Annotated in this window: 7 protein-coding genes; all 7 read left to right on the top strand. The window is 64.8% G+C overall.

Features of this window, described 5'->3' with window-relative positions; translation table 11 throughout:
• Positions 1-263: 263 nt before the first annotated feature.
• The 7 genes from rpmH (at position 264) to DTPSY_RS17715 (ending at position 7358) form a co-directional block, all read left to right on the top strand.
• The gene (rpmH, locus tag DTPSY_RS17745) at positions 264-398 is read left to right on the top strand and encodes a 50S ribosomal protein L34 (protein ID WP_005798102.1); all 135 of its coding nucleotides are present in this window, start codon (positions 264-266) and stop codon (positions 396-398) included.
• 70 nt (positions 399-468) lie between these two features.
• Positions 469-942, top strand: a complete 474-nt coding sequence (locus DTPSY_RS17740) for a ribonuclease P protein component (protein WP_015914746.1) — start codon at positions 469-471, stop codon at positions 940-942.
• Positions 939-1235, top strand: coding sequence for a membrane protein insertion efficiency factor YidD (yidD, locus tag DTPSY_RS17735; protein WP_015914745.1), 297 nt, complete (start codon positions 939-941; stop codon positions 1233-1235). Before DTPSY_RS17740 ends, yidD begins: the two co-directional genes overlap by 4 nt.
• Complete coding sequence (gene yidC, locus DTPSY_RS17730; RefSeq protein ID WP_015914744.1) at positions 1232-2941, top strand: membrane protein insertase YidC; 1710 nt, start codon at positions 1232-1234, stop codon at positions 2939-2941. The genes yidD and yidC overlap by 4 nt, the downstream gene beginning before the upstream one ends.
• Positions 2942-3071: 130 nt before the next feature.
• Positions 3072-4658, top strand: coding sequence for an ABC transporter substrate-binding protein (locus tag DTPSY_RS17725; RefSeq protein WP_015914743.1), 1587 nt, complete (start codon positions 3072-3074; stop codon positions 4656-4658).
• A gap of 334 nt (positions 4659-4992) precedes the next feature.
• The gene (locus DTPSY_RS17720) at positions 4993-6192 is read left to right on the top strand and encodes a tyrosine-type recombinase/integrase (RefSeq protein ID WP_015914742.1); all 1200 of its coding nucleotides are present in this window, start codon (positions 4993-4995) and stop codon (positions 6190-6192) included.
• Complete coding sequence (locus DTPSY_RS17715; protein WP_015914741.1) at positions 6189-7358, top strand: PDDEXK nuclease domain-containing protein; 1170 nt, start codon at positions 6189-6191, stop codon at positions 7356-7358. The genes DTPSY_RS17720 and DTPSY_RS17715 overlap by 4 nt, the downstream gene beginning before the upstream one ends.
• Positions 7359-7407: the final 49 nt, after the last annotated feature.

Raw genomic sequence — 7407 nt, 5'->3', positions numbered from 1 at the left:
TCCACAATCTGAGCGAGGCGGTAAGGGGGCATGCGCGGCCCTACATGCACCGGATCGCGAAGTAGGCCGCGAAGTGGGCCGATACGCCCCAGGCATTGCCAGGATTCACCGAGCCTGCAATAATCCGCGGTTTCCCTGAATGGTGTTCAGGGTGATCAAGCCCGGGCGGCTGCTTTTCGCGCATTCCATGCAGGATGCAGCAGGCCCGGCGGGTGTTGCCGATCGAAGCCGCGCCCGTAACTGAACCTTCAAGGATTGAGAACATGAAACGTACTTACCAGCCCTCCAAGACGCGCCGTGCGCGCACCCATGGCTTCCTCGTGCGCATGAAGACGCGCGGCGGCCGTGCCGTCATCAACGCTCGCCGCGCCAAGGGCCGCAAGCGTCTGGCCGTCTGAGGCCGGGCCGCTCGGCTTTCGGCCGCTTACGGGTTTGCACCGCCAGTTCCCTGCCGGGGACGCTGCACCCATGCATCGGCTGAAAACGCGCCCCCAGTTCCAGGCAGCCATGGCGGGAGGCACCGTCTCCCGCACGGCGCACTTCGCACTGCACCGGCTGGGTTTGCCGCCGGTGGCAACCGATGGAGTTCCGCCAGCCACAGGGCCCGATTCCTCGCCGCAGGCGCAGGGATCGCAGGCCCTGTTTCTCGTGGGGGGGCAGGCGGGCGGCGTGTGGCTGGGCGCCATGGTGCCCAAGCGCTGGGCCCGCCGCGCAGTCACGCGCAACACCATCAAGCGCCAGATCTACGCCGTGGCCAGCGGGTTCGAGGCGCGCATGCCCAGCGGCGCGCACGTGGTGCGCCTGCGCATGGGCTTTGATCGCAAGCAGTTCGTGAGCGCCACCTCCGAGGCTTTGAAGCAGGCCGTGCGCGCCGAACTGGAACAGCTCTTTGCCGCGGCCGAACGCCGCAGTAGGGCGGCCGCGACAGGGGCGCGACCATGATGCGCGCGCTGCTCATGGGGCTGGTGCGCGGTTACCGGCTGCTGCTAAGTCCCTGGATCGGGTCGGCCTGTCGCTTCGAGCCCACCTGCTCGGTGTACTCTCTGCAGGCGCTGGAGCAACATGGTGCCGCGGCCGGCAGCTACCTGACCGTGTGCCGCCTGGCGCGCTGCCATCCCTGGTGCGAGGGCGGGCTGGACCCCGTGCCGCAGGAGCTGCCGCGCGGCATGCGCCTGTTTTCACGGCTCACGCCTTCCGACGACACTCCCTCTTCCTCACGTAAGAAGACTTCATGAACGACATCCGCCGCACCATCCTGTGGGTGATCTTTGGCTTTTCCATGGTTCTGCTGTGGGACAAGTGGCAGATCCACAACGGCAACAAGGCCACCTTCTTCCCCACGCCGCCGGCGCAGACGGCCAGCACGCCCGCGGTAGCGGCCTCCGGCGCTGGCGCTGCCGACGTGCCGGTGGCCGCCGCCAGCGCCACGCCGGGCGCGGCGCCGCAGCCGCCCGCAGGCGCCAGCGTGCCGCCTGCCGCCATCCCGCGCGAGCGGGTGACCGTGAGCACCGACGTGCTGCGCCTGAGCTTTGACTCCGAAGGCGGTTCGCTGGTCCACGGAGAGCTGCTGCAATATCCCGAGATGGAGGACAAGACCAAGCCCTTCCTGCTGCTGGACGAGAGCGCTTCGCGTGTTTATGTCGCGCAGACGGGCCTCATCGGCAACGGTGCCGGCGGCGCCTTCCCCACGCACAAGACCCCCATGGCGGTCGTGCCCGGTCCGCGCGAACTGCAGGACGGCCAGAACGAGCTGACCGTGCGTTTCGAGTCGGCCGACATGGGCGGCGTGAAGCTGGTCAAGACCTGGACGCTCAAGCGCGGCGCCTACGACGTGGCCGTGAAGCATGAGGTGGTCAACACGGGCACGGCCCCGGTATCGCCCCAGCTGTACCTGCAGTTGGCGCGCGATGGCAACAAGCCGGCGGGCGAGTCGTCGTTCTACTCCACGTTCACCGGTCCGGCCGTGTACACCGAGGCGAAGAAGTACCACAAGGTGGAGTTCAAGGACATCGAGAACGGCAAGGCCGAGATCGACAAGTCTTCCAGCAACGGCTACGTGGCCATGGTGCAGCACTACTTCGCCACCGCGTGGCTGCTGGGCGACGGCGTGCAGCGCGACAACTTCGTGCGCAAGGTGGACACCAACCTGTACTCGGTGGGCATGATCACACCGCTGGGCGAGATCGCCCCCGGCCAGTCGAAGGCCGTGGACGCGCGCCTGTTCGCCGGCCCGCAGATCGAGACGCTGCTGGAAAAGCTGGCCCCGGGCCTGGAGCTGGTCAAGGACTATGGCTGGCTGACCATCCTGGCCAAGCCGCTGTACTGGCTGCTGGACCAGTTGCACAAGGTGCTGGGCAACTGGGGCTGGTCCATCGTGGCGCTGGTGTTCCTGTTGAAGATCGCGTTCTACTGGCTCAACGCCAAGGCCTACGCCAGCATGGCCAAGATGAAGGCCATCAACCCGCGCATCATGGAAATGCGCGAGCGCCTGAAGGACAAGCCCCAGCAGATGCAGCAGGAGATGATGCGCATCTACCGCGAGGAGAAGGTCAACCCCATGGGCGGCTGCCTGCCCATCATGATCCAGATCCCGGTGTTCATCGCGCTGTACTGGGTGCTGCTGTCCAGCGTGGAGATGCGCAATGCGCCGTGGATCGGCTGGATCAAGGACCTGTCCTCGCCCGACCCGTTCTTCATCCTGCCGCTCCTGATGACGCTCTCGTCGCTGCTGCAGACCGCGCTGAACCCCGCGCCGCCGGACCCGATGCAGGCCAAGATGATGTGGCTGATGCCGCTGATGTTCAGCGTGATGTTCTTCTTCTTCCCGGCCGGCCTGGTGCTGTACTGGCTGACGAACAACATCCTGTCGATCGCGCAGCAGTGGATCATCAACACCCGCATGGGCGTGCCGCCGCAGTTCAACCTGCCCAAGTTCCGCTGACGGAGCGCGGCCTTCCCGGCCGCAATCCCCTGCTCCCTGCAACGGCCGCTCAGCGGCCGTTGTTGTTTTCGGTACGATGATTGCTACTACGTGATCCGGTAGTAACCATCAACACACAGGAGCCAGACGGATGATTCAACGTACCACCTTCAAACTGGGCTTGCTGGGGGCCGCCGTGCTCGTGGCCATGGGCACCGCCCACGCCGCCACCATGCGCTGGGCCGGCGCCAACGACATCCTCACCGTGGACCCCCACGCGCAGAACCACCAGACCACGCACGCCTTCCTGCAGCAGGTGTACGAGAGCCTGGTGCGCTATGACGACAAGTACCAGATCGAGCCCGCGCTGGCCACCAAGTGGACGCAGGTCTCCCCCACACAGGTGCGTTTTGAACTGCGCAAGGGCGTGAAATTCCATGATGGTGCGCCATTCACGGCCGATGACGTGGTGTTCTCGCTCACGCGTGCCGGCACGGCGCCGTCCAACATGATGTCCGCGGTGCAGAGCGTCAAGGAAGTCAATAAGGTGGACGAGCACACGGTGGACGTGTTCCTCAAGGGCCCCAATCCCATCCTGCTGCGCGAGCTGACCGAGGCGCGCATCATGAACAAGGCCTGGGCCGAGAAGCACAACTCTGTGAAGTCGCAAGATTACGCGGGCAAGGAAGAGAACTACGCCTCGCGCAACGCCAACGGCACGGGCCCCTTCGTCATGGTGGGCTGGCAGCCGGACGTGAAGGTCACGCTCAAGAAGAACCCCAACTGGTGGGACAAGCCCAAGGGCAACATCGACGAGGTGGTGTTCACCCCCATCAAGTCGGCCGCCACGCGCTCGGCCGCGCTGATCTCGGGGCAGGTGGACTTCGTGGTCGATCCGCCGCCGCAGGACCTGGCGCGCATGAAGGCCAACCCCGACATCAAGCTCATCGAAGGGGCCGAGAACCGCACCATCTACCTGGGCCTGGACCAGTTCCGCGACGAGCTGCCCGGCGCCGGCACGGCCGGCAAGAACCCGCTCAAGGACAAGCGCGTGCGCCAGGCGCTGTACCAGGCCATCGACTCTGCGGGCCTGCACAGCCGCACCATGCGCAACCTGTCGGTGCCTGCGGGCACCATGATCGCTCCCATGGTGCATGGCTGGACCAAGCAACTGAACGAGCGTGCCGCCAAGTACGACGTGGAGGCCGCCAAGAAGCTGCTGGCCGACGCCGGCTACCCGAACGGCTTCTCGCTCAAGCTCGACTGCCCGAATGACCGGTACGTGAATGACGAGGCCATCTGCCAGGCCGTCACCGCCATGTGGACACGCATCGGCGTCAAGACCAACCTGCAAACCGCGCCCATGGCGCAGTTCGTCACCCGCGTGATGAACAACGACGTGAGCGCCTACCTGTTCGGCTGGGGCGTGGCCACGTTCGACGCGCTGTATTCGCTGGACTCGCTGATGTCCACCAAGGACGGCAAGACCTCGGCTGGCGTCTACAACGGCGGGCGCTTTTCCGACGCCAAGCTCGACGGCATGATCCAGCAGATCAAGGTCGAGATGGATGCCCCCAAGCGCGACGCGCTGATCAACGACGCGCTCAAGCTGGTCAAGGACGAGTACTACTACCTGCCGCTGCACCACCAGATCCGCCCCTGGGCGATGCGCAAGAACGTGGACACGCCGCATCGCGCGGACGATCGCCCCATGCCCGCGTGGACGACCATCAAGTGATCGCGGCAAGCCGAAGGCCTTAAAAACGATAGCTGCTAGCGCTTGGCTACAAAGGTTTTCAGATATAAAAACCCCTGAAACCGACGTTGGACAAGCGCAAGCAGCTATCAAATATGCGTGACCCACGCCCCAGGCCCGCCCCGCGCGGGCCTTCTTCATTTCACCATGACTCCAGCACCGAACTTCGCTGGACTACGCCGAAGCCCGATACAGCAGGTTTATCAATAACTTAGGCGAGTTCAACATATGCCGGTGCTTTCCGAAACCTGACCTGGCTTCCCCTCTGCTGGCCCCTACAAGGCTCCTGGGAATCCGGTCTTTCCGAGGAGTCATCATGGCGAAAATCAAGCTCACTAAGTCCGCAGTCGATGCGGCACAACCGCAGGCGCAAGCCGTCGAACTCCGGGACACGCTGGTGCCCGGCTTCTTGTGCAAGATTACACCAGCGGGCCGCAAGGTGTTCATGCTCCAGTACCGCACGAACGCCGGCGAGCGGCGCAAGCCCGCATTGGGCCTGTACGGGGAACTGACCGTCGAGCAGGCCCGTTCGCTGGCCCAGGAATGGCTGGCCGAGGTGCGCCGGGGCGGCGACCCCAGCGCTGCCAAGGCCGCCGCCCGTTCAGCCCCCACGGTCAAGGAGCTGTGCACCAAGTTCATGGAGGACTACTCCAAGCAGCGCAACAAGCCCAGCACCCAGCGCGGGTATCAGGCCGTCATCGACCGCTGCATCGTTCCGATGCTGGGCCGTTTGAAGGTTCAGGACGTGAAGCGGCCGGACGTGGCCACGGCGATGAAGAAGATGGCCCACAAGCCCGCCGAGGCCAACCGTGCTTTCAGCGTGATGCGCAAGATGTTCAACCTGGCCGAGGTGTGGGGCCACCGGCCTGACGGCACCAACCCTTGCCGCCACGTCCCGATGTATCCCAACGGCAGGGCTACCCACCTCATCAGCGACGAGGACATGGGCAAGCTGTTTCGGCGACTGGAGCACATCGAAGCCGAGGGTCTGGAGAACTACGTCATCCCGCTGGCGATCCGTCTGCAATTCGAGTTCGCCGGCCGCCGCTCCGAAATCGTGACGCTCCGATGGGATTGGGTGGACCTGGACAACCGCCGCGTGGTCTGGCCGGACAGCAAGACGGGCGGCATGTCCAAGCCCATGAGCGAGGAAGCCTATCGACTGCTCTCGACGGCGCCACGGCAGGAAGGCACTCCCTATGTGCTGCCGTCTCCAAGCCATCCCGGCAAGCACCTGACCACGGGCGAGTATTACGGCGGCTGGAGCCGCGCCCTCAAGGCGGCGGGCGCCACGCACGTCGGCACGCATGGCATCCGCCACCGCTCCGCGACCGACATTGCCAACTCGGGCATCCCGGTCAAGGTCGGCATGGCGCTGACGGCGCACAAGACCGTGGCGATGTTCATGCGCTACGTCCACACCGAGGACGATCCGGTGCGCAAGGCGGCCGAGCTGGTGGCGAACCGGCGCAAGACGATCACCGAGGCGCAACGTCCCGCAGAGGTGGCAGCATGATCAAGAAGACGCCTGCGGCGGCGGGAGCCGCACCCGCCGCTTTGCCTGCCGGCTACGCCGGCATCCACAGCGGCATCGTGGAGCTGCTTGGCGCTGCGCGCCAGGCGGCGGCACGCAGCGTCAATGCGCTGATGACGGCGAGCTATTGGGAGATTGGCCGCCGCATAGTGGAGGCCGAGCAACAGGGCAAACGACGTGCGGGTTACGGTGAGCAGTTGATGGAGCGACTGTCCACTGATTTGACCGCGCAGTTTGGGCGGGGCTTTGGCGTGAACAACCTGGAGAACATGCGGCGGTTCTTCCTCGCATACCCTGTCTCCGAGATTTCCCAGACACTGTCTGGGAAATTGGACAACGAGCTGCCCGACGAGAAATCCCAGACAGTGTCTGGGAAATTGAGCCTCACCGAGCTGGCACAGGTGTTCACGCTGCCGTGGTCGGCCTATGTGCGGCTGCTGGTGGTCAAGGACAACCATGCCCGGCGCTTCTACGAAGCCGAGGCACTGCGCGGCGGCTGGAGCGTGCGCCAGCTTGACCGGCAGATTGGCAGCCAGTTTTACGAGCGCACCGCCTTGTCCAAGGATAAGGCGGCGATGCTGGTCAAGGGAGCGGTGGCGAGGCCCGAGGATGCCGTCACGCCCGACGACGCGATCAAAGATCCGTATGTGCTGGAGTTCCTGAATCTCAAGGACGAGTATTCGGAATCCGATCTGGAGGCCGCGTTGATCCAGCGGCTGGAGGATTTTCTGCTGGAGCTGGGCGAAGGCTTCACCTTCGTCGGCCGGCAGCGGCGCTTGCGCATTGACCAGACCTGGTATCGGGTCGATCTGCTGTTCTACCATCGCAAGTTGCGTTGCTTGGTCATCATCGACTTGAAGCTGGGCAGCCTGACCCATGCGGACGTGGGCCAGATGCACATGTATTGCAACTACGCCAAGGAGCATTGGGCCTATCCCGATGAGAACCCGCCCGTGGGGTTGATTCTCTGTGCTGACAAGGGCCATGCGCTGGCGCGGTATGCCTTGGAAGGTTTGCCGACGAAGGTGATGGCGGCGAACTACCGTACCGTGTTGCCAGATGCCGAGCTGTTGCAGAAAGAGCTGGAAACCACGCGGCGCTTGCTGGAGTCGCGTGTGGTGAGGCAGCCCAAGAAGCTCCGGCAATAACCGGGCGTCCCGGCGTGCCGCCGTCGGGCTCTCGGGCTGCGCCCCGCGC

This window comes from [Acidovorax] ebreus TPSY (genome assembly GCF_000022305.1).
In the GTDB taxonomy this organism is placed as follows: Bacteria; Pseudomonadota; Gammaproteobacteria; order Burkholderiales; family Burkholderiaceae_C; genus Diaphorobacter; species Diaphorobacter nitroreducens.
The sequence above is the reverse complement of the archived record's forward strand: the minus strand, read 5'-3'. Positions and strand labels throughout refer to the sequence as shown.

What these genes read in the sequence shown, in the direction of transcription:
- rpmH (WP_005798102.1), top strand. Translation starts at nt 264, where the DNA reads ATGAAACGTACTTACCAGCCCTCCAAGACGCGCCGTGCGCGCACCCAT.
- DTPSY_RS17740 (WP_015914746.1), top strand. Translation starts at nt 469, where the DNA reads ATGCATCGGCTGAAAACGCGCCCCCAGTTCCAGGCAGCCATGGCGGGA.
- yidD (WP_015914745.1), top strand. Translation starts at nt 939, where the DNA reads ATGATGCGCGCGCTGCTCATGGGGCTGGTGCGCGGTTACCGGCTGCTG.
- yidC (WP_015914744.1), top strand. Translation starts at nt 1,232, where the DNA reads ATGAACGACATCCGCCGCACCATCCTGTGGGTGATCTTTGGCTTTTCC.
- DTPSY_RS17725 (WP_015914743.1), top strand. Translation starts at nt 3,072, where the DNA reads ATGATTCAACGTACCACCTTCAAACTGGGCTTGCTGGGGGCCGCCGTG.
- DTPSY_RS17720 (WP_015914742.1), top strand. Translation starts at nt 4,993, where the DNA reads ATGGCGAAAATCAAGCTCACTAAGTCCGCAGTCGATGCGGCACAACCG.
- DTPSY_RS17715 (WP_015914741.1), top strand. Translation starts at nt 6,189, where the DNA reads ATGATCAAGAAGACGCCTGCGGCGGCGGGAGCCGCACCCGCCGCTTTG.